Annotated in this window: 17 protein-coding genes, 1 tRNA gene and 2 pseudogenes; 11 read left to right on the top strand and 9 right to left on the bottom strand. The window is 41.9% G+C overall.

Annotation, left to right across the window (positions count from 1 at the left end):
• Window positions 1–49: 49 nt before the first annotated feature.
• From XZ46_RS04005 to XZ46_RS38210, 6 genes and pseudogenes are all read right to left on the bottom strand, one after another.
• The gene (locus XZ46_RS04005) at window positions 50–535 is read right to left on the bottom strand and encodes a hypothetical protein (RefSeq protein WP_006622124.1); all 486 of its coding nucleotides are present in this window, start codon (window positions 533–535) and stop codon (window positions 50–52) included.
• A gap of 289 nt (window positions 536–824) precedes the next feature.
• Window positions 825–1,337 carry a hypothetical protein gene (locus tag XZ46_RS36280; RefSeq protein WP_228116474.1) on the bottom strand — a complete coding sequence of 171 codons (513 nt, stop codon included), beginning with the start codon at window positions 1,335–1,337 and terminating at the stop codon, window positions 825–827.
• Window positions 1,338–1,553: 216 nt separating this feature from the next.
• Window positions 1,554–1,799 (bottom strand): hypothetical protein, encoded by a 246-nt coding sequence (locus tag XZ46_RS03995; RefSeq protein WP_008055877.1) that lies wholly within the window; start codon window positions 1,797–1,799, stop codon window positions 1,554–1,556.
• 228 nt (window positions 1,800–2,027) lie between these two features.
• A complete protein-coding gene (locus XZ46_RS35785) occupies window positions 2,028–3,683 on the bottom strand; it encodes a hypothetical protein (protein WP_228116473.1) in 1,656 nt (551 codons plus the stop codon).
• A gap of 41 nt (window positions 3,684–3,724) precedes the next feature.
• Window positions 3,725–4,564: pseudogene (locus XZ46_RS31600) on the bottom strand (hypothetical protein); the annotation flags it as partial.
• Between the two features lie 377 nt (window positions 4,565–4,941).
• Entirely contained in the window at window positions 4,942–5,763 is an 822-nt protein-coding gene (locus tag XZ46_RS38210; RefSeq protein ID WP_438829471.1) for a hypothetical protein, read from the bottom strand.
• Window positions 5,764–5,837: 74 nt separating this feature from the next.
• Between XZ46_RS38210 and XZ46_RS03960 the strand changes: the two genes are divergently transcribed.
• The 7 genes and pseudogenes from XZ46_RS03960 to XZ46_RS28160 all read left to right on the top strand — a co-directional run bounded on the left by XZ46_RS03960 (window position 5,838) and on the right by XZ46_RS28160 (window position 9,287).
• Window positions 5,838–6,632, top strand: a complete 795-nt coding sequence (locus XZ46_RS03960; protein ID WP_048894917.1) for a hypothetical protein — start codon at window positions 5,838–5,840, stop codon at window positions 6,630–6,632.
• Window positions 6,633–6,668: 36 nt separating this feature from the next.
• Window positions 6,669–7,019 carry a hypothetical protein gene (locus XZ46_RS03955; protein ID WP_048894916.1) on the top strand — a complete coding sequence of 117 codons (351 nt, stop codon included), beginning with the start codon at window positions 6,669–6,671 and terminating at the stop codon, window positions 7,017–7,019.
• 42 nt (window positions 7,020–7,061) lie between these two features.
• A pseudogene (locus tag XZ46_RS38205) lies at window positions 7,062–7,244 on the top strand (hypothetical protein); the annotation flags it as partial.
• A gap of 245 nt (window positions 7,245–7,489) precedes the next feature.
• The gene (locus XZ46_RS03945; RefSeq protein ID WP_048894914.1) at window positions 7,490–8,089 is read left to right on the top strand and encodes a hypothetical protein; all 600 of its coding nucleotides are present in this window, start codon (window positions 7,490–7,492) and stop codon (window positions 8,087–8,089) included.
• Window positions 8,090–8,093: 4 nt separating this feature from the next.
• Window positions 8,094–8,447, top strand: a complete 354-nt coding sequence (locus XZ46_RS03940) for a hypothetical protein (protein WP_008055664.1) — start codon at window positions 8,094–8,096, stop codon at window positions 8,445–8,447.
• Window positions 8,447–8,722: a hypothetical protein gene (locus XZ46_RS03935; protein WP_048894913.1), complete on the top strand. Its 276-nt coding sequence runs from the start codon at window positions 8,447–8,449 to the stop codon at window positions 8,720–8,722. The genes XZ46_RS03940 and XZ46_RS03935 overlap by 1 nt, the downstream gene beginning before the upstream one ends.
• 358 nt (window positions 8,723–9,080) lie before the next feature.
• Entirely contained in the window at window positions 9,081–9,287 is a 207-nt protein-coding gene (locus XZ46_RS28160) for a propionate--CoA ligase (protein WP_071829405.1), read from the top strand.
• A 287-nt stretch (window positions 9,288–9,574) separates the two neighbouring features.
• Here XZ46_RS28160 and XZ46_RS03930 read toward each other — a convergent pair.
• The 3 genes from XZ46_RS03930 to XZ46_RS03920 all read right to left on the bottom strand — a co-directional run bounded on the left by XZ46_RS03930 (window position 9,575) and on the right by XZ46_RS03920 (window position 14,207).
• Window positions 9,575–9,648, bottom strand: a tRNA-Asp gene (locus tag XZ46_RS03930).
• 68 nt (window positions 9,649–9,716) lie between these two features.
• On the bottom strand, window positions 9,717–10,904 hold the full coding sequence (locus XZ46_RS03925) for an esterase-like activity of phytase family protein (RefSeq protein WP_048894912.1): 1,188 nt from the start codon (window positions 10,902–10,904) through the stop codon (window positions 9,717–9,719).
• A gap of 231 nt (window positions 10,905–11,135) precedes the next feature.
• On the bottom strand, window positions 11,136–14,207 hold the full coding sequence (locus XZ46_RS03920; protein WP_008057210.1) for a type ISP restriction/modification enzyme: 3,072 nt from the start codon (window positions 14,205–14,207) through the stop codon (window positions 11,136–11,138).
• 1,113 nt (window positions 14,208–15,320) lie between these two features.
• Here XZ46_RS03920 and XZ46_RS03915 point away from each other — a divergent pair.
• The 4 genes from XZ46_RS03915 to XZ46_RS03900 all read left to right on the top strand — a co-directional run bounded on the left by XZ46_RS03915 (window position 15,321) and on the right by XZ46_RS03900 (window position 21,312).
• On the top strand, window positions 15,321–16,571 hold the full coding sequence (locus XZ46_RS03915) for a response regulator (protein ID WP_006621459.1): 1,251 nt from the start codon (window positions 15,321–15,323) through the stop codon (window positions 16,569–16,571).
• A gap of 234 nt (window positions 16,572–16,805) precedes the next feature.
• A complete protein-coding gene (locus XZ46_RS03910; RefSeq protein ID WP_006617199.1) occupies window positions 16,806–17,171 on the top strand; it encodes a response regulator transcription factor in 366 nt (121 codons plus the stop codon).
• 10 nt (window positions 17,172–17,181) lie between these two features.
• Window positions 17,182–17,718 carry a chemotaxis protein CheW gene (locus XZ46_RS03905; RefSeq protein ID WP_006621462.1) on the top strand — a complete coding sequence of 179 codons (537 nt, stop codon included), beginning with the start codon at window positions 17,182–17,184 and terminating at the stop codon, window positions 17,716–17,718.
• 219 nt (window positions 17,719–17,937) lie between these two features.
• Window positions 17,938–21,312 (top strand): methyl-accepting chemotaxis protein, encoded by a 3,375-nt coding sequence (locus XZ46_RS03900; RefSeq protein WP_008057213.1) that lies wholly within the window; start codon window positions 17,938–17,940, stop codon window positions 21,310–21,312.
• Window positions 21,313–21,330 lie beyond the last annotated feature (18 nt).

Genomic DNA, 21,330 nt, shown 5'->3' with positions numbered 1-21,330 from the left:
TAGCCTTTTCTATTTCCCAATTAGACTGCTGTAATTAGACTGTTAGGGATTAACCTTGAAGCCCGGCTGAAAATGGGTCAGGGTCAGGCAATGATTCGGGCATATCAGGGTCAACATGATTATCGGAGAGATTCAAAAAGTGACCCTCCAAGGCAGCGATATCGTCAGCAATAGCACCAGAAACTTTACGTGGTATCTTGACACCACCACCAAGTTTAATCAGAGTTAGAATAGCTTTAATGCTATTCTTTAACGCGATAATCTCAGAGTAGGTTAATTCCAGATTAAAGTCCTTTTCGTCCGTTACAGATGCAAACACCAACTTTTCTTTTAATGTGTAGATAGGTGATGTTTTGGGATATGGCAGATAAGGAACTACCTGGTCAAGAAATCCGGCAAAGTTGCTGAACCTTTTTAAGATTGCCAGATATTCACTAGGTGAGAGTCCATGTGTATCCTTGGTTTTTACGCTGTCTTTGTCAAGCTGGTAAATAGCGGTATTTTGGTCTACTAATGTATTTTGGTTTTTACGCATCTGTCAGTGATTTTCAACTCATGGACAAAATCATTTTTCCAAAATACGATTGAGTTATTGAGTTGGAAATCACTGTTTTTGATATTTTTTGTTGTTGATGATGATTATTTTTAATCTAATTAATACTTATAAATACATAAGAAACATATAAGCCCAAAAAAATAAAAGAATTATTGACTTGATACCATAATTGTGAAATGTTTAAATTATCGCCACATACAACTCAAACAAAAGACCACTATTTTTTTATATAGTGGTCAATTCTCTTTGTCTACTTTTTGATGCTGATTTATTTTTTCACACTCTTATTGCCTTCGCTGCTAACAGGAGCATCAGCGAAAAGTTCACCCTGTACTTGGTTTGGTGCTTCACTTCTCCCAACAGTTAATTCACCTAAGTTAGCTAGGGTAAGCCCCTCGCTACTAGGAATTCTGAACATACTGTTATAGGTCCTTAATGATGCTGGCTTGACAGTAAAATAGTGAGCAAATACATATAACAAGCCACTAACAGAAACGATAGGAGGCGCTTTAATACTGATAAATCTCAGTATTTTTTCACCTACCCGTGTTTGGGTGTATTTGCGCCAATAGCCAGGATTAACCGGGGCCTCAACAAAGAAACGGGTGTATTCAGCCTTCTTGTATGCTCTTACTCGAGTTCCTCTTAGGATATTACGTCTGTTAGCATTAGGCGTGGAAGTATTGCTAACAGGTGGCCTCCAAATGGTTAAATTCCTAACATCGGCTGGCTCATTAGTTACTGAACTTCCACTTAAAACGTGGAGTAAAAGCATAGGCATAGGTAGGTACGCCTATTTTTGAAGTTGCATCCACTGGAACTTCAACTACTAAACTTCTGCCTAGGTGTGGACCCTTGGCTGTTACTAACTTTTCCATCCAACCATCTTTGTATTTGTTCCATGCGTCAGCTAAAGGCATGATATTAGTTTCCTTTTTTCTAGATTATCTAAGCTAGGGTAGGCAAAATAATGATATTAACACCTACCCGATATCCATTAATCAATAAATAGCTCTGTAGCTATTACATCAATACTGCCGTCTGTAGGGTCTAAAACATCATCTGTTGGAATTGATAATGAAACGGTTACAAGACCGGTAGCCATATTACGGGTGTAACTTGTGACAACGGTTACACCATCAGGATTGTTTGCTGCAACAGATTGCATCCGTTGGGTTTGCTCAATAATTTCAAGTAATTGGTTTTCCAGTGTCGCAGCGCCTAGCGTTTTCTTAGTAGCCATAGTTTTATTTTTACTCAATTCAATATTTAGACTATAGCAGTATATTCGCTGATTATGGTGGTTTCGTTTAACTCAAAAGCTGCTACATATATGTAGCTTCTGTTGCGTTTAACTCAACAGTACGCTACCAATACCAACATTACGCTAACTACCAGTTTAACCATGTCTAAGTATGTTGGTAATCTCTTTCATCGTGGATGATAGTTAGTGACTGATATGACTCAATGATTAGGTTGTAGTTGGGGGTTGATTTCCGGTTTTTAATTCTAACGATGTCCTCGTGGCTTTCCGTATGGCATTATCAACCCAACTAGGTTTTCTCTCAAAATGTAGAGGGATTTTGACTTTGGCTTTTCTAGGGTCCTGATACATTGCTAAAACACTAGCTTCCCCTAAGTCGATTTTAGCTTGTTCAAATTTATCAATTAATTCCCAGTTAAGTATTTTCACTTCACTGATATACATTTTACTCTCTTTAATTCTTTTCGCATTTTGTCTACTACCAAAACCTTTTCTTTCCTCAAAAGTAATAGGGTAAACTATCCTAGCGTCAGTTAAGTCAACTAACTCTTTGCATAGAGCTTCAGCTTCGTTTTTGCTTGATTCATTAACAAAAAACGAGAATCTTCTGCCATTGCTCATAGTACAAGTAACCTTGATATTCCCTTTAGTAAAGGCTGATTTACTGGGTTGAGTAAATATCCTTTGTAACCTATCCCACGTAATTTTATCCCTATTGACCGACGGTAACTCTATTTGAGTTTTTTGTAGTTTTGAACGCCTATCTTTAGTCCAATACGGTGGTTTTTCGTAGTTGTACAAAACAAAAGTTAACTGTATTTTAAGATTAGCTGATGTACTGATTTCCTGAAAATCACCTGACCCCATAAATTGACCTATATCCCTATTCCCTAGTATTTCAGTTTGAGCTAATGTACTCGCAACATTTTCCTGTAAATTTCTCAAAGATGACACAAGTCTGAATCTTTCTCCACCAGTCTCTACCACAGCGTTAACTAATTGTTGTTGTCTATTTTGTTCTATTCTTTGTAGTGCAATATACTCATCCAAACCTTGAGCGACTAAGATGATAGCCTCTTTACAGTTATCGCTAAACTCATCCCAGAACTCCTCGGAACTGTCTTGGTTCCAAATAGTGTTTATATTACCATCATATTTTTCTGGTAATTTCTCTCTAGCTTCCCTTCTTTGTTTCCCAAAACTCCATTCTTCACCTTTCTCATCACCCCACTTTTCAATTGTTGATTTACCGCCGGGAATCATTCCAGTGACAGTCCTTGCTAGTGTTGTTGGGCTTTTTGTTAAAAACATTTTAACAACCCGTCTACCGTGTTTAAATAACGTCCATGCTATTGCTTTCATAGCCATATTAAATGACTGTTTAACGTATGAGCCGAATGCTGTAGATACCTCCATAAGCATTTCAGGTCCCTTGCTTAATGCTACGTGCATAGCAGCCGCTTTATTGATAAAAGCGAGACCTGCTACTGGTAAAACACCGCATACTAATTTCCCAGCCATATTGCCTAAAAAACCAGCAGTAGTGCTTATAAATTGTCCGGCAATATTTTGGATGTTTTTATCAATATCGCTATCGCTAATATTCCAATTAAAATTCCAGAAAGAATCCCAATTAGAGGTAATAAATCTCGCTACTTTCTCAAAGCTAAAGTTAGATAAAAACTTAGTAATTCCTTCCCATAGCCACCCACCAAAACTTTTGCCCCATTCGACAACTTTACCGGTAACTTTAGCCCATAATTTGCCAAACCAACCCATTTCCTGGGTAGATGTTCTTTGTGCTAAATTAACTTGTCTAACGCCATTTCTACCTATACTGCTACGGGTTTGACGACTAGACAAGCTACGAGTCCTCCTTAGCATTCTTGCACTTCTGGCAACCATTACAAAGTCCCTCTTAGTGGGTTATCGCCATCAATCAATTCGGTTTCTATTTTGATATCAGGAAAGTCTTTTTTCAGCAATTCTTGTACTTTTCTGGTTTCCTCTTCTCTGATATCATCCTGTTTTTTCATTGAATCATATAACCGCGTTAAGTCAGCTAATATGTCCTTTGCAGGGTCATTACTGTTCACCTGTAAAGTGCCTTGAGCGCGTACAATAGCAAATATTTCTTTGATTTGATTTAATGTTGTTTGTAATGTTTCCTTAGCGTCCTTTTGATTTGTAATCTTAATTTTGCTTTCATTGGGTTCCAGTAGCTCCTCAAAATTATCAGCCTCCGGGGTAAATGCTGTTTTAATTGTTTCATATTTTTCCTCGGTAGCAAAACCCAAATAGTCGATTATCTCCGACACTTCTCTACCTGCTTTAAAAGCAGCAGCATGAGCTAAACCTGCTTCGTGTAATGCTGTTAAAACAGCATTTTGGGTAACTTGGTGACTAATAGCAATTTCCATCACCATCCCAAATATTTCGGCGATAGCTTCGGCTAGATTAGGTAACTTGATTTCGGCTTTTTCTTCGGCTTTGGTCATGAGATTGACATCATCAATCTCTACTTTAACTTCAAATTCACCCCATCTTTCGTCATCGATGTCAAACCTGTACATCAGCCATTCTGGTAATGTGTTTATTCGTTTAATTCTATTTTCTGGATTCTCGGCATTAACTGTTATTTTTTCTGGCATTTCAGCAGGAAAGGATTCAGGGTCTAAAAACTCATAAATCCTTCTAATCATTCCGCAACATTCATCTTTCATATCTGGTATCCAAATTTTTCTTTTTTTAGTTTTAGGGAAATACCACTGAATATCTCCACACTCATTACTAAACCATTTCCATTCCCAACCCTCTCTGTGTACTATATTAGTAATACTGTACACTTCCCCTTCCCACCTATGATTTTTACCGTAATGATTTATCTCTGTTGTTTCCCTGGAAAATGATGGTGGCACCCATAGCCAGTAATTATCATTAGGTCTATATAAAATACCGCGATGGTCTATATAGGTATATCTTCGATTAGGTTGAATGACACCCGTCCATGTTTCTATTGTCTCTAGTAATTGTTTGGGACGGCTTGTTACAAATATTGCGCGAGCACTTCTTTCAGGGAAAATCCTATTATATGAGGGAGGGTGTGAATTATCGTCTGATGTCATACCCCCCCAGTAAGCAAAAGGAACATCTCTAGACGCACCGGGTTTCGTTTCCATGAGAATGGGTCCGAATATCGAATACCATTGTTAACATCAAAAAAATCGCCAACAGTAGTCTTCTTTACGATTAAATAATCTACCCCGTCTGCTCGTGATACATCTTCCGTCCTAATTGTGATACGTTCATAATTTTTCTCCGGCATCCTAGGATATTTAACGGTTATTTTATAATAACTATGATGTAAAATAACTAAACAACCGTTACAATTTTCAGGTAATGAATCAGAACCTTTACTACCTTTTTTACCTCTCCCGGTTTCTGGGTCAGGCTCATCATCTATAACAATCCATTCGCCACCATCATCATCATCATCATCGATATCTCTCCCCTCCTCATCATCTATTTTATCGCCTGAACCAGGACCCCCAAAGCTACGACCATTACCGCCTCCACCACTACTACCTCCCTTAGGTTTTTTGCCTCCCTTTGGCTCGTCTCTTTTTGGTGGCTCCTTAACGGTTGCCTCTTTTTTGACATCACGTCGCCGATACTCCTCATCTATTCGCCTCGCATCATCCTCTCGTTTCCACCTGCCATGGTCTTCTGGCTTAATTCCACGCGGTAGCCTAGTAATTGGGTCCCAAGGATTTACCAATCCTGGAATACCCGCTCTATCTCTTTCTCTTGCATACGGCAAACCCCTACCAAAGTCCATTGCTGAAGATGTCTGGTCGCCTAAATCTCCCGCTAAACCTGAACTTACGCCGCCAGACCTACCAACATTTTTAGACGTACTTGACCTGATACTATCTTTCACCATACCGAGTAACTACATGAGACTAATTAATAACTTAGAAATATTATATAATATTACAAGATAATTGAGGAATATTCATGAGAGGAATTAAAAATATTGCTACGGAAATTAATGCTAGTAATTGGAATAACGCTGTAGAGTTATTTAATGGCGCAATTTTAGAAGGTTTGATAACTGATAGATTCCGTTACGATATTACTGCTTATGCCTATGTTTCTAGTTTGAACGCTAGGTGTTATATCCCTAGTATCAATCAATCACAAATACCCAAGATTTACCCAGAAGATAGTTATTACCAAAGATGGGAAAAGAAACAAGATGTGTTACAAGGTTCTATAGACTTACAGATATTTTATTGGAACCTAGCCACAGAAAACGGGTTAAATCTAGGTATCGTAAAACTCCCTTATTATGGGGGAATCCATACCGAAAATTTATTAATCGAATTGATTACCAATCAAACAGAAGGGTTAGCCATAGATTCACATTCCGTGTTAAAGGCTAGATGTCTAAATCAATTGCACAATAATGATTCGATTAATATTTTCGGTATGGCAGAATATCAACTAGACACATTACCGAAAACACCATCATTAACCCAACCCGAAAATTTTGGAATTTCAGTAGGCAATACACCTACCCTAATCCGCGCTGCTAATACTTACAGATATCGCTTGCACCTACAGAACACGGGTAGCGTTGGGGTTTGGTTTAGTCATGGACACATCAGCAATTGCATACCAGGTCAATGTTTATGGCTACCGCCTAACACTGCATGGGATGATGAGTTAAAATCTACTGCTAGTATCTACGGGATAACAGAGGATAGTGTTTCGCAGATTGTCGGGTTAGAGCAGACAATCACTTACTAACCGGCTACAGTGGAATTATTTAGGAGGTAGGTGATTATGAGTTTTTCGGTTTATAGTAGCGCTCTAAATTTAGACACTCTCAATATTACTGCTAAGATACCGGGCACACCTACTACAACTTCCATTAGTTTAACGGCTAATACAATTGCCGAATTAGTGGCAGTAAAAGCTAACACAAACGGACGTAATGTATTTATCAAAAATCGGTCTACTGTACCCGTTCACCTAATTTTAGACCCAACGGGGACTACTATCGCTGATGCAGCATTTTCCGTTAAACCGGGCGATACTGTTATGCTCACTATTGGCGCTAGTAAACTACAAGCTATTGCCGAGTCTGTTGCAAATATTTCGGTAACTGTAGTTGAGTTTGTAACTGTTGATTAAATGATATGGGGGGATTTCCCCCTATTAAATAGGACTTAATTTATGACTAACTTTAATATTTATTCCAGTAGATTTGGGCAATCAACCGATGACTTACCAGAAGGTGAAGTTAACCTTTATTTAACTAATGAAAGGATACAAGCCGTTATTGACTCAAACACTGATTTAATTAAATTAACTGATTTATCTTGGGATAATATTACAGACAAACCCACTACCTTACCGGGAACAGTTAATTTGACTGGAGATCAAACAATAGACGGCAATAAATTATTTTTAGGTACTATTAGATTTAGTACTAACGTGACGAGGCAAACGATAAACCTATGGGGGAACCATCCCGGGTACGGTATAGGCATTCAATACCATACACAATACTATAGAACTGACTTCAATTTTGCGTGGTTCAAGGGCGGTAGTCACGATGGCAGAAGGTTTAATCCGGGACCTAACGGAACAACGATGATGGTATGGTATTAACTGAAAATTCTCGTCTAGGAATTGCAAACACAACACCACAAACAGAGTTAGACGTTAACGGAGATATCACCACAAGAAATATTATTTTTAATGACAGAAGCAGTAGTCCGGTTGGCAATTTTAAAATCAAGAAATATGTTGGCGGTTTTTTTGACGATTCTGCGACTATATCAGATTGGAACCAAGTCTGCAAAATAACGGTTAATTCTAGCGATACCTATGGCTGGATAAAAGGCGATATAGTTATTGCGTCTCATAGCGAATTAGGTGTTATTCCGATTTTATTGTTTTATAGAGTATTAGCCACTGGTGTCATATCGATTCAGTTTTCTACACATCATCAAGCCCATACATTTAGCCCGTCTGTGGCAGGATTGCGTTGTTATATGTCTCAAACTAACAACGAAATATATCTAGTAACTCACTTTACAGATAGTGGTTATAACGGGGTGAGTTGGGATTTATTATCGTGTGAGGATGATATCAATATTTATTTTCCCTGGAGTCCGTTATCAATAGACGTTAGTGGATTAACCCATATAACAGAATCTAGTCTTCAAACTATTAAACCTACTCATTGGATAACTTAATAATATGCCTAACAAATATGATATATCTGAAACTAATTGGTTTTTAGCTTACAATCAATATTTTATCCAAGAAGATGATACCCCACACGGGAGTAAGCGATTGCCAGATATATCGGGTAGCAAATTTGTTAGAATATTATTTGATGCTGACCAGGTTTCCACTTATTGGAAAATGGCGGGTTGGTTAAAATTTTACGCATACAATGATGTTAAACAGAATATGATGGTTAAACGTGAAACTATTTGGCTAAATGAATATCAAATAATTGAATCACCACCATATAGTAATTTTTACGCAATCTTTGAACCCTTGGAGAGGATTAAATGGTTTACCCTTTATTTTTGGAGATTAATGTAATGAATACAGTATCAATCTGTCAAAGATTCGTAATTATTGAATTAGCTTTGATAATAATTGTGGTCTTGTGTTCAACGTATGCGATAGTCAAGGAGAATAAAATTATCGAATCAAAACTAGATTTAAATAATCATAAGTTAGGTATATTATTTGAGTTTTTACAAAAATCGTTAGAACAAATAGCCTGTAAACAACAGTTAGGGGGCAAAAAGCAATCACCCCATCTCCCAATCAACAGAGATGATATTGATGATGATGGTTGGCGTAAGCCCTAACAGCTAACAGCCTAGCGCCTAACCCATAATCCAATATCCTAAAATGGCCCCCTATGGTTTCTGACTGTAGGGGGTGTCTATGTATTTTCTCATTTACATTATGTAAATACATTATGTAACTTCTAAAATATGAATGCCTACCCTATCATGTCCAGATATTACCCAGAACTGAGTTACCCCCAACAGATAGCTTTACCTACAACCTACGGCTAAGATTTTGGAGGTGAACTGATTATGTTGGTATCGGTTTCCGCACGGGGTGATTACCACCAAAGATTGGAGACTTGCTAAGGATTATGTGGGTAGTCGCTCTCATCCCAGATATTTCCCGGTTGATTAGAAGTTGGTGGGTATCGGGTTGGATCCGATAGGAGATGATTTAGATTTTGCGATCGCACATAGTTTCCCCTATAGGTCTAGTCCACGGAAAGGCGGTCTGATATCTTTGTACGTTGATTCCCTAGCGGGTTCCCCCCTACGGCTACCTACGGCTATCGTGGTTGATTTTGAAACATATCCTCCCCCCAACCGGAACAAACACTCTTTGGGGAAACGACCGACGTGATAGCAGTCAATGGTGAGGTACGAACCGATAGGCTTGCCATTGACGGGTATCACAAGGGAGTTAACTTAACCTATCGGTGTCTGGTTGGGGGGTGATGTAGCTATTTGACAGATTGATTAAGTTGTGCTTATTGATTAACCCGTCAATAATTAAGTTTTGTTGCTAAGGGATATGCACTAATCGTCCCGTGTGCTAAGACTAAATGGAGTGCATTTTGAGTGTGACGGTACGACTATCGGGTTGAGTAAATCCCGGTAACCGCAGTTAGGGTAGGGGTTTGACATAAACGGGACTGACGGGGCTCGAACCCGCAACTTCCGCCGTGACAGGGCGGTGCTCTAACCAATTGAACTACAGTCCCCTATTTATAGACCCTAATTTGTTTTTAGGTGCGCGTGCTTCGTTTTAAGCACAAGATCTATTATCAGCTTAATTCCCGGTTTTGTCAACCCCTGAACCGAAAAAATTTTCTATCCACTCCCAAACCCTTTGCTGATAGGGTTTCGCGCTATATTCGCGGTCGATCGCAAAAACTACGATCCGGGTGTGTAGTAGCGGGTGGAAATTGTTGTCGCTGACCATGATTAGCGATCGCCTTCCGTCCGGGAGAGTTGGCCCAAAAGTCATCCCCTCCAGATTATCCCAGATTACCTCAGCCTGTATCTCTGGGGGAATCAAGACCGGAGTTTTGCTAACCGGGGTAATTCCCTCTAATTGGTTTCGCAGGCTGTCCAAGGACCTAATATCCGTCGCTTCCTTCACCGATACCTCAAACAGGCGGATCACAAATCCCCGGTCTAGGGAAAATGACCTTTCCATAGCCAGCGATCGCCTCTCACTCACAGCCAGCAACTCCACCAGTCCGTTAAGCTGTAACGTCTCAGACATCAGGGAACTACCCGCGATCGCTTCTGTCATATACAGAAACTGACCATCTACTAAACCCGTCTCCAAATTATAGCGAATTATCCGGCTAGGGCTTCCTTCCTTAACCGTGGCCGCCGGTCCGTCTTGAATTAAAGCATTTTCCGTAGCTGTAAATAGAGTTTTTCCGTCCGGGGTTAGGGTCAGGCTTTCCGTAGCCAGATTATTTCTCACTCCTATATTAGGATTATCCCGCGAAAACAATTGTTTTGGGATGGGTAATTCACTTAGTTGGCGACCCGACTCTAGGGAAAACTCCTTGATAAACGGAGGATAACCCGCCGCTATATTTCCTTCCGAAGCAATCCAAACCGTTTCTCCCGTAAAAGCAATTCCTTCCGGGTCTAAACTATACAATGGGAAGGCTTCCCCGTTGGCGTCTAATATCCGCGTTACTCCTATTACTTCCACCCCTTCTAATTGGAAAGGGTCCCCACTCCAGTGCAATTTCAGCGTGTAAAATCTCGCGTCACCGCGATCGCCTTGGGAGTCCGACACCGCATAATATACATCTTTTTGCCGGTTATAAGTTATTCCCGACAGTCCCCCCACTTCTGTATCCTCAAATCGGAAACCTGTGGGAATCGTGACCGCACCCAAAAACGATGTTAATTCCTGAATGCGATCGGGGGATGGTGGGGTAATTCCTACTTCGATTAATCCCACTGTTACGGTCAGCGGTAATATGGTCATCAGCGAACACTTCAGCCACCACATCAATTTGCGCCAGTCCCGTCAACGGGTAAACTTCCTAGGATTTTCGCGGGTAGATATTTCGGGAATCTTCCCCTCTGTGGGCAATCTCAAAACAGGCTGATTTTTACCCCCCCTTTTAACCTACCAGCCATGGTGATATTTGTCAAGGGTTCCCCCCAGGTTTCCATAACTCACCGATATGGCTGGGGGTAGACGATCATCTTTTCCTTATTCCAGGGAGGGTAATTGATTGACAATATCCACGGTTTCTAAGCTAACTGTAATCACCTGACCAATTAACCTCACAATATATTGTTCATCGTCTAAGCGGTTGGGGTCATTTTCAATACCACTGCGTTTATCTATTTTAACCTGATAGCGGTCAATAATCCAATCTAAAGCTGATCGGTTCCCCAGGCGATATGCAAACACTTTCGGGGGAATACCCGCCAACGTCAGAAACTCGTTATAAATTAACTGGGTTTTATCTTTACTCAGTTTCATCTTTTCGACACGCCAATTTAACGCGACCTCATCATTTTCGATAAATTCCAGCCGATATTCCGGTTGCTTTTCATAGTTTAGATGAATTTCCGCTAGACGTTTTCCCGCTTTGGCAAAACTCTCAAAGTCGGGGGCGTAGGGAATGCGCGCTATCTCCCTTTTCAGGTTGTCCGCGTATTTTTCCCGATACCTGGGATGGTGTAACAAACCATATATATAATAGAAAATCTCCCATTTACTGATAGCCGGGTTTTCGTATTCTTCCCGAAAAGCATCTAACGCCCAGTCCGTGATGTTTTCCTGGCGGTTATTTCCGTCTTCGTCATAAGTGTAGAAAGGGAAACATTGACCAGGACGACCGCCAACATCTAAAGAAGGAATTACATCTGTTATTTGCACCAAAAAAGGGATTTGTGTATGATTAGTAACGCAAATCACCCGATTCTCTTTCTCTGTCTCCGGGGTGGGGAATATGTAGGGGAATTGATAGCGACGGTTATTTAATTTTGCATCAAAATAAAGCCAAGATTTCGTGAAAGGACGATACAGAGACTGTCTGATATGCTTCGGGTCATATTCTACGATAACCCCACGCTGTAAATGATTTTTTAAGTCTCCAGACCAGCTAATTTTAGCATCATCATAGGTCACAAAATCATCGACGTTAGCCGATTTATCGGGACAATCAAGCCATTTCCGGGTTTGTTCGTTATAGGTGGCGATCGCCCTTTGAATATTGGCGGCTAATTCATCAGGATTAAAGTTATACGCCCAAACATCGCGATTAGTTTTTACTCCATTGCTAAACAACTTAAAAATCGCCCCCGTTGCTTCTCCCTTGTCGGCTTTGGTTTCCTTGCTTCCCATGGGGATAAAGGTTTCAAAATCCGCCTGCAACCCTGCGGTTAACCAGGTATGTTTTTTGTCCGGTTTAATCTCTTCCCAGTCTACCCCACCTAAATGCTGACATTTTTCTAAATAATCGTATTTTTCCTGTTTCCGCCAAAACTCACCCACCGCTGCATAATAAATTTTACCCGGAGATTTGTTACCTTCCTTCTTTTTAATCAACAGGTTAATACTCACCCCTACTTTGATATCAAAAACATTATAAATCGGTTGATTGCTGGCATTTTTTCTGATATTACCCCCCAAATCTAAAATATAAATTGCGTCAAAATCTTGGGCTAAATGCTGCCGCATTCCATCAAAAGCAATATTATCAATAAAGCTGTTATTGCTGACAAATGCCACAATTCCCTCATCTTCAATCCTATCAGCCGCCCAGCGAAATGCCTTAACGTAGGGGTCGGAAAGTTTATTTTTATTAGTCGCTTTCGAGTCTTTCGCATAAGTTTCCGCCACCCGTTGATCAACTCCTCCCGTTTGGCTATATTTGCGGTTTTTGTTATTGTCGTTATCATTTTGCTGTCCGACATTATAGGGAGGGTTGCCAATGACCACAAAAATGGGGGAACTTTGCTGCTGCTTGACCCGTTGGGTATTTTGGGGAGTAAATAAATCGAGTTGTGATGCTTCTTGCACCGAGAAAGTATCCACCAAACAAATCCCGTCAAAAGGCTGATATTGTCCGGTTGCCGTCAAATATTCATGCTCAATATTCATCGAAGCGATATAATAGGGTAATAACATCACCTCATTGCAGTGTAACTCCTGCTGATACTTATGAGATAAGGCAGTTTTTCTAATCTCCCGCATTATCCGCATAATAAAGTTACCCGTCCCCACAAACGGGTCAAGAATATGCACCCCTTTATCACTCAGAGATTTCTTAAACTCCGTGCGGAGAATCTCATCAACACTTCTCACCATAAAATCGACAATACTCTGAGGCGTGTAAACAATTCCATGGGTATCGGCGACATTGACCGCAAACCCTTGGAAAAACCTTTCATAAACCGTGTTTAAAAAATGCTGCTTTTCGCTATACTCAGTAATAGTAGCCGCAGCCTCTTCTAAGGCGCGATAAAAATAATCAACATCTCCCAGAAAATGAGCGCGACTAAACGACTTCGAGGTTAAAGCCTCGATCACCTTCTCAATTTCCACGGCGATAATATTGCGCCGGGTAAAATCGGGGTTATTAAAAATCTGTCGGAAAATCCTTTCCGTGAGTAAATGCTGAATCAGCATCTCTTCCACAGCCGCATCAGAAATATTAGGATTAATCGACTGACGGCACAGGTTACTAAACCCTTGAAAAGCCCCAATAAACTGGGGATTAGTTTTGCGTTGACTCTCGATTAAATCAACCAGTTTTTCCCCCAACCCGCGCACTTTATCGCCAAATTCGGCCGCGGCTTTCTCCCAATTTTCGATTTGGGGTGGGCGATATTCAAAAAACAACTTTAGACTTTCGACCAAGGCTTCGGGTTTGGTGATATCCTGGTCATAGACTTGTTTTCCCCCTTGCCAAATAATCACCCGGTCAGGGGACTGAAAAATAATGTTATCTTTGGGGTAGCCTTTGGCAAATTTCTTTTGTACTTCTTTGGGTAAGTCGTCGGCGGTGTCTTTAGCTTCCCAAATGCCATGTTTTAGGGTATCATCTCGGACAAATAACCCATCAACTTGAATCCGTTTTGTGTCGGTCAACTTCAGGCTGTTTTCCTGTACCAAAATCCAATTAAACTGCTGACAACAGGAAGTTAACAAATCCGCAAAAGCGACTTTAACCGCCCCTTCATTAGCCGCCCCCAACTTCTGGAAGTTTTGTAATGTTTGGTAATAGGACTTTACCGCCTTGTGGGAAGGTTTCAGATTCAAAGTAGCCATAAGCAATTAATAATTAACAATTAACAATTAACAATTAACAATTCTTGATTATTGCCGGGGGGCAAGTGATGGGGTATTACCCAGAGGAGGTCAAGTCCTGGGAGAACCCGCGTCCACCATTATCAATGGAATAATTAATTATTAATTATTAATTATTAATTATTAATTATTCACAATTCTTGATTATTGCCGGGGGGCAAGTGATGGGGTATTACCCAGAGGAGGTCAAGTCCTGGGAGAACCCGCGTCCACCATTATCAATGGAATAATTAATTATTAATTATTAATTATTAATTATTAATTATTCACAATTCTTGATTATTGCCGGGGGGCAAGTGATGGGGTATTACCCAGAGGAGGTCAAGTCCTAGGAGAACCCGCGTCCACCATTATCAATGGAATAATTAATTATTAATTATTAATTATTAATTATTAATTATTCACAATTCTTGATTATTGCCGGGGGGCAAGTGATGGGGTATTACCCAGAGGAGGTCAAGTCCTAGGAGAACCCGCGTCCACCATTATCAATGGAATAATTAATTATTAATTATTAATTATTAATTATTAATTATTAATTATTCACAATTCTTGATTATTGCCGGGGGGCAAGTGATGGGGTATTACCCAGAGGAGGTCAAGTCCTGGGAGAACCCGCGTCCACCATTATCAATGGAATAATTAATTATTAATTATTAATTATTAATTATTAATTATTCACAATTCTTGATTATTGCCGGGGGGCAAGTGATGGGGTATTACCCAGAGGAGGTCAAGTCCTGGGAGAACCCGCGTCCACCATTATCAATGGAATAATTAATTATTAATTATTAATTATTAATTATTAATTATTCACAATTCTTGATTATTGCCGGGGGGCAAGTGATGGGGTATTACCCAGAGGAGGTCAAGTCCTGGGAGAACCCGCGTCCACCATTATCAATTGTCCATTATACATTATCCACCACGATGGATTGAGTTAATTCACTATTTATGCTATCCTAACGAGAGTGTAAGACAGTAATGTTGCCCTTACCCTCCTCAATCCCATTAATTGAGTTGTATGAGGACATTAAAAAAATTTAAGCGATCGTCAGGAGGCCAAGCGGCTTCATGCAAGGCTCTTTAAATGAAATCGATATCCGCAGTATATTGCAGTTGGTCGAAGTCGGTCAACGCACCGGTCAGTTAATGGTGGAAGCCTATAGCCCCGCCGCCTCGGTAGTTTCGGAAAAATATAGCGATCGCTTGAAGAGTCACTGCTGGCTAGTTTTTTGCTCCAACGGTAGAATTGTCTATGCTGGGGAAAGCGAGGGTAGCCTGAAAAGACTGCGGGACTACCTGTACCGCTACAAGTTAACAGAAGTCCTCAATGAGTTAGAAGTGCCGTCAATTACGGCAGTTAACGCGCCCGAATACGGCTATTTGTGGGTGCTACTAGAACAAAACGCGATTACCCCCACCCAGGGGCGCAGCATTCTCCATGGGATGATTTCCGAAACCCTATTCGACCTTCTCAGCCTTCACCACGGGGCTTTTAACTTTGAAATGGGTTCACCCCTAGCACCGCAATTAATGACTTTACAAATCAACACGGTGTTACCTAAAATTATGAAACAGGTGCAGGAGTGGAAAACTTTTCACCCCCATATCCAATCCCCCAGTCAGTGCCCCCTCATTTTAGACCCAGACAAACTTAGACAAGTAGTGCGTCCCAATGTCTTTGAAACTTTAACCCGTTGGGCGGACGGAAAAACGACTTTCCGACAAATTTCCCGTTATTTGAACCGAGATATTGTCGCAGTCACCAAGGCGATCTATCCTTTTTTACAACAGGGTTTTGTGCAACTGCGCTTTCGGCCGACCGAACCAAGTCCGTACCCCCGTTCTCAGTTCGAGAGTAAGGTTCCCCGCATTGTCTGTATTGATGACGATCGCGTAATTCGGGAGACAGTAGAGTTAATCTTAACGGAGCATGGCTACGAGGCGACGGCTATAGGTCATCCCCTGAAGGCATTAAGTCAAGTGTTCCAACTGAAACCAGATCTGATTTTATGCGATATCGCCATGCCGGAACTAAATGGATATGAAATTTGCGCGATGTTGCGAAGTTCTAGTGCTTTTCGGGAAACTCCGATTATCATGCTAACAGGCATTGATGGATTTATCGATCGCCTCAAAGCCCGAATGGTGAGAGCGACCAATTATCTGACCAAACCGTTTAGCAAGAGGGAGTTACTGACGCTGGTAGAAAACTATGTGGGTACAGCCGACGGTCATTCCCGGAAGCTAGAAAGTCAACTCGCCGAGACTTTTTCCCATAAGTGGCCTTCTCTTGACTCGGAGGAGTCTTATTCGGTCTGATTTCAAAGTGTAATCAATAGGTGGCGAACTTAGGTATACTTGAGATTAAATCCATTCGCATTAAGGATTTGATCAAATCAACTCTGCGGGTGGAATATCGCGGTTGCAATAAAGCCAATGGCTTGTAACTGGAATGTCTCGGAGCTGAGGGTTGGCCGAATTATATTGGAAATGCCCCAGTCCCTCCGCGCCCTGCCTCAGTTAACTTAGAACCCAGCAACTCAGCAAGATAGTATGAATACAATTATGGTTGTAGAAGACAGTGTGACACAACGGGAGATGATCTCAAATCTCCTGAGAGAAAGTGGCTTAAAAGTCGCGGTAGCAAGCGACGGTGTAGAGGCACTAGAACAAGTTCAACAAATCTCTCCCGATCTAGTGGTGTTGGATATTGTAATGCCTCGCATGAATGGCTACGAACTGTGTCGCCGTCTCAAGTCTGATCCGAAAACTCAAAAAATTGCCATTGTGATGTGTTCTTCCAAGGGAGAGGAGTTCGATCGATATTGGGGCATGAAACAGGGGGCAGATGCTTATATCGCCAAACCATTTCAGCCGACTGAACTGGTAGGGACGGTTAAACAGCTATTAAGGGGGTAGGTGAGGGGTAATGGTTGGAAGTCCCGATTTTATCACGGGTCAAGGTGCAGACGGCTCCGAGTTTCAGGAGCTAGAAACCCCAGAGGGTGAGTTGCATCTGCGTTTTTTTGTGGCATCGGGTGCCGAATTTGCCTTGCCCGCTATGGGTATCAAAGAAGTCCTATCTCAATCAATTGACCGCATTACTCCCATTCCCAATGTATCATCCCTACTGTTGGGGACTCTCAACTTGAGGGGACGAGTGGTTTGGGTGGCTGATCTAGGACAGTTTTTGGGAGATACAATGCAATTAAACACCGATCGCACGGAAATTCCCGTAATTGCCGTAGAAGACCAAGATACTATGTTGGGTTTAGCAGTAGAGTCGATAAACAATCTGACGGCTATGGACTGGCTACCCATAGAAAAAATGAGAACGCCAGTTCAGGTTCCCGATAGCATGGCTCCCTATATAAAAGGGGAGTGGGTTCTGGAGGATTCACCAGATAAACCTTTGCGCCTGTTAGACCAAATTGCCGTTTTGCGATCGGCTCGGTGGGCAGTATAAATAAGCTGTATACAAGGTGATTGAACCAATACAGCTATCTGCATCACTATAATATAACTAATTGTGGCTCAGGATGATTACAATTGAGGGGGTTGTGGTCATCATCAGTCCAACATTTGCCCAAGCAGTAATCAAGATACTAACTAAGCTAATACAGTTGTTTTAAGTTTTAAATGTAATTTTTGCGGTAACTTTATAGAGTCGTAAGGGGAATGGCCAATGACAGCAAGTGCAGAATATCTGCAGGAGTACCAAAAAACTGAGGCAGCCTACACAGATGGAAAATTGGACGAGGCGGCTACTTTAGTCTATAAATTAGTGGAAGACTACCCGGAAGACCCATTCGCTCGCCTCCTGTGTGGTCACATTTACTACGGTTTACAACAATACGATGTGGCACGGGAACAATATGAGGTGGTCCTTAGCCTGACGGAAGACCCGGCACTGGTGGAACAGGCGGAAGACTACTTGACAGAAGCTAGTCAATTCTGCGAGGACTCGGAGACCGGTTCGTCTTTGGGAGATATTAGCTTGGATGATGAGTTTGATGATGAGTTTGATGATGCTCAAGAAACTATCCTAGAGGATTTGAGCTCGGTAGGTGATGATGCTAACGGTTCCCTCGATTTTGATTTGGAAGAAGAACTAGATCTAAATGCGATCGATGAACAATTAGATGAGTTGGAAGAATTAACGGCAGCATCCCAACAACTAGGGAAATATCCCCAAAAACCCTCGGCAACTATAGAAACCCTGGATGATGCTCTGGATTTGTATGATGACGAAGATATGGGCATGGAAGAAATAGATATATCGTCAGCCTTGGATGATTTAGATGAACTAAGTAACCTCGAATTTGAGGAAGGAACAGAGGAAAACTTAGAGGCGATCGACGACGACCTCGGGGACTTAGATAGATCTGCAGATGAACTAGAGCCGGAAAATTTGAATGGTAAAGCCAGTGTAGGGGGTGAAGAACTAAATGACTCCCTAGAAGATGAATTTGACTTAGAAGAAGATAACTTTAATCCCCTAGAATTAGAAGCTAATCCCCTGGTAGATGATTCCAACTTCGACCTAGATGATGAGGTAGACCCGGACCTAACCAACCCGTTAAATAACCCCTTTGCTCAGGGGCAAGAAACTGACGAGGAAGAAGAAGACCCTGACTTGAATTTTGACCTAGAAACATCATATCCCTTTGTGATGGACGAAGAGGATGAACTGGTGTTGACGGAAGGATTAGATCCAGAAGACCCCATGAGTGGCTCCCTCGAACAACTATCAGAAGACTTGTTTGAGGAAGATTTAATCGATGATTCCCATAAAGACTCCCCCGCGACAAATACCCCTGGGGTGACTCAAGAACATCAAGACAGTTTGGATGATTTGGATGACGATTTCAGCCTGACAGATCTACCTTTAACTGATGGGCCGATAACTAATGAACCGATAGTTGATAATGTTGCCGAAGAAATTAAACCGCCGGATTTGGGCGATGTGCAGGATGAACTGGATATCGGAGAACTGGAACTAGAGGAGGATGATATTTTTTCTCCCCTAGAAGATATGGCTGATGCTAGGCATCAAACTGTGGCAGAAACTAACGGTAATGGTAACGGTAAAGGATTGGTGAAACCTGATCAGATCAGCCTGAATAAGACCCCAAATAATAATTTAGATGAGGAAGAAGAAAATTTCTCTGATTTCAATCTGGATGGGGACAAAATTAATGATTCAGTATCTGAGGAGTTGGAACTGGATGATATCCCGGATACGTTTGACCTCGATAGCCTGGAAGAGTCAACTGTAAGCAATGGGACGGCTAATGGTGCGATCGCCCACAACAAGACAAATCAAACCTCTGGTTCTCAAGTCAACGAATTTTTAGAGGATTTTGAAGAGTTTGATGATGTAGAGGGTTTTGGGATTCCAGATGCGGCGGGATATGCTTTTATGCCCGATAGCGCTGACTTGGATGATGATGACCTCGATAGTAATTTCCTGGGAAGGTCTAGCAGTATCCCAGATAACGATAGCTCGGCGATCTACGAGGATGATGTGTTCAATACTCCCACAGAAAGGGAGGCGATCACGGCATTTTCTAACCTATCAGAAGACTCGGTTGATACTAATATTTCGGTAGAACAGGGCTCATTTGCCTTCCTGGAAAATAAGCCGCTCAGATCTAAGTCTTTTTATATAGCATTGGGGAGTGGGTTAGTAACTTTGATTGCTGTGGCTGTGGCTACTAATATTGCTACTAAGGTTGCTGCTAGTAGTTATCAAGGGGAAGTGGTTAACTATCTACGCCGCTCAGGTTGGTTGATGACTATTGTGGCTGGGGCTAGTAGTTTTGGGACGGCTTTTGCTATGGGCCGTATTACCAGCCAACAGCTAGAGAAGGCGACTGGCGACCTGCAAAAACAGTTTGATGCGATCGCACGAGGAAACCTTAATGCCCGTGTGAATGTCTACGCGGAAGATGAACTGGGGCAAATGTGCGCTAAATTTAACTACATGGCTCAGTTCATTGAAAGCACCACCAGGGAAGCTCAACGGAAGGCGGAAGAACAGGAGGAGGCTAAGGAAAACCTCCAGCGTCAAGTGATTAGACTCCTAGATGATGTGGAAGGGGCGGCGCGAGGAGATTTGACTGTGAGCGCTGAGGTGACTGCAGACGTGCTGGGGGCGGTAGCAGACTCGTTTAACCTGACAATTCAGAACCTGCGGGAAATTGTGGTTCAGGTGAAACAAGCGGCTCGTCAGGTGAGTCGTGGAGCGACGGATAGTGCGAGTTTTGCCAAAGATGTGGCTGGGGATGCTTTGCGACAAGCGGAGGAATTGGCCGCGACTCTTAATTCGGTGCAACTGCTGACTGATGCTATTCAACGGGTAGCAGATAGCGCCAAGGAAGCTGAGGAAGTAGCCAGGACGGCGGCGGCTGTAGCAACTAAGGGTGGTGAAGCGGTAGAAATGACTGTGGCTGGTATCTTGAAAATTAGGGAAACAGTGGCAGAAACGACGCGAGATGTTAAGCGTTTGGCTGAATCTTCTCAGGAAATCTCGAAAATTGTCGCAATCATTTCTAATATTGCTTCGCGGACTAACTTACTGGCTTTGAATGCTAGTATTGAGGCGGCTAGGGCGGGAGAAGCAGGCCGTGGTTTTGCTATTGTGGCTGATGAGGTGCGACAACTGGCGGATAAGTCGGCTAAGTCCCTCAAGGAAATTGAACAAATTGTAATGCAGATCCAAAGCCAAACCAGTTCTGTAATGATGGCAATGGAGGAAGGAAACCAGCAAGTAATTGAGGGGACCCGTCTGGCGGAACAAGCGAAGCGATCGCTTGATGATATCATCCAAGTAACCAATCGTATTGATGTTTTGGTGCGATCAATTACGGCTGATACGGTGGAGCAAAACGAAACAGCTAGGGCGGTGGCTGAAGTAATGCAGGCGGTAGAACTAAGCGCCCAAGATACATCCCAAGAAGCCCAAAGGGTCGCCAGCGCCCTCAGTAACCTGGTAGGAGTAGCACGAGATCTGCTAACTTCGGTGGAAAGGTTCCGAGTAGATCCTTCGGAACATTAATAGCCAAAGTTCCTAGTC

The organism is Limnospira indica PCC 8005 (assembly GCF_000973065.1).
Lineage (GTDB): Bacteria > Cyanobacteriota > Cyanobacteriia > Cyanobacteriales > Microcoleaceae > Limnospira > Limnospira fusiformis.
This window is presented reverse-complemented; position numbering and strand designations above follow the sequence as displayed.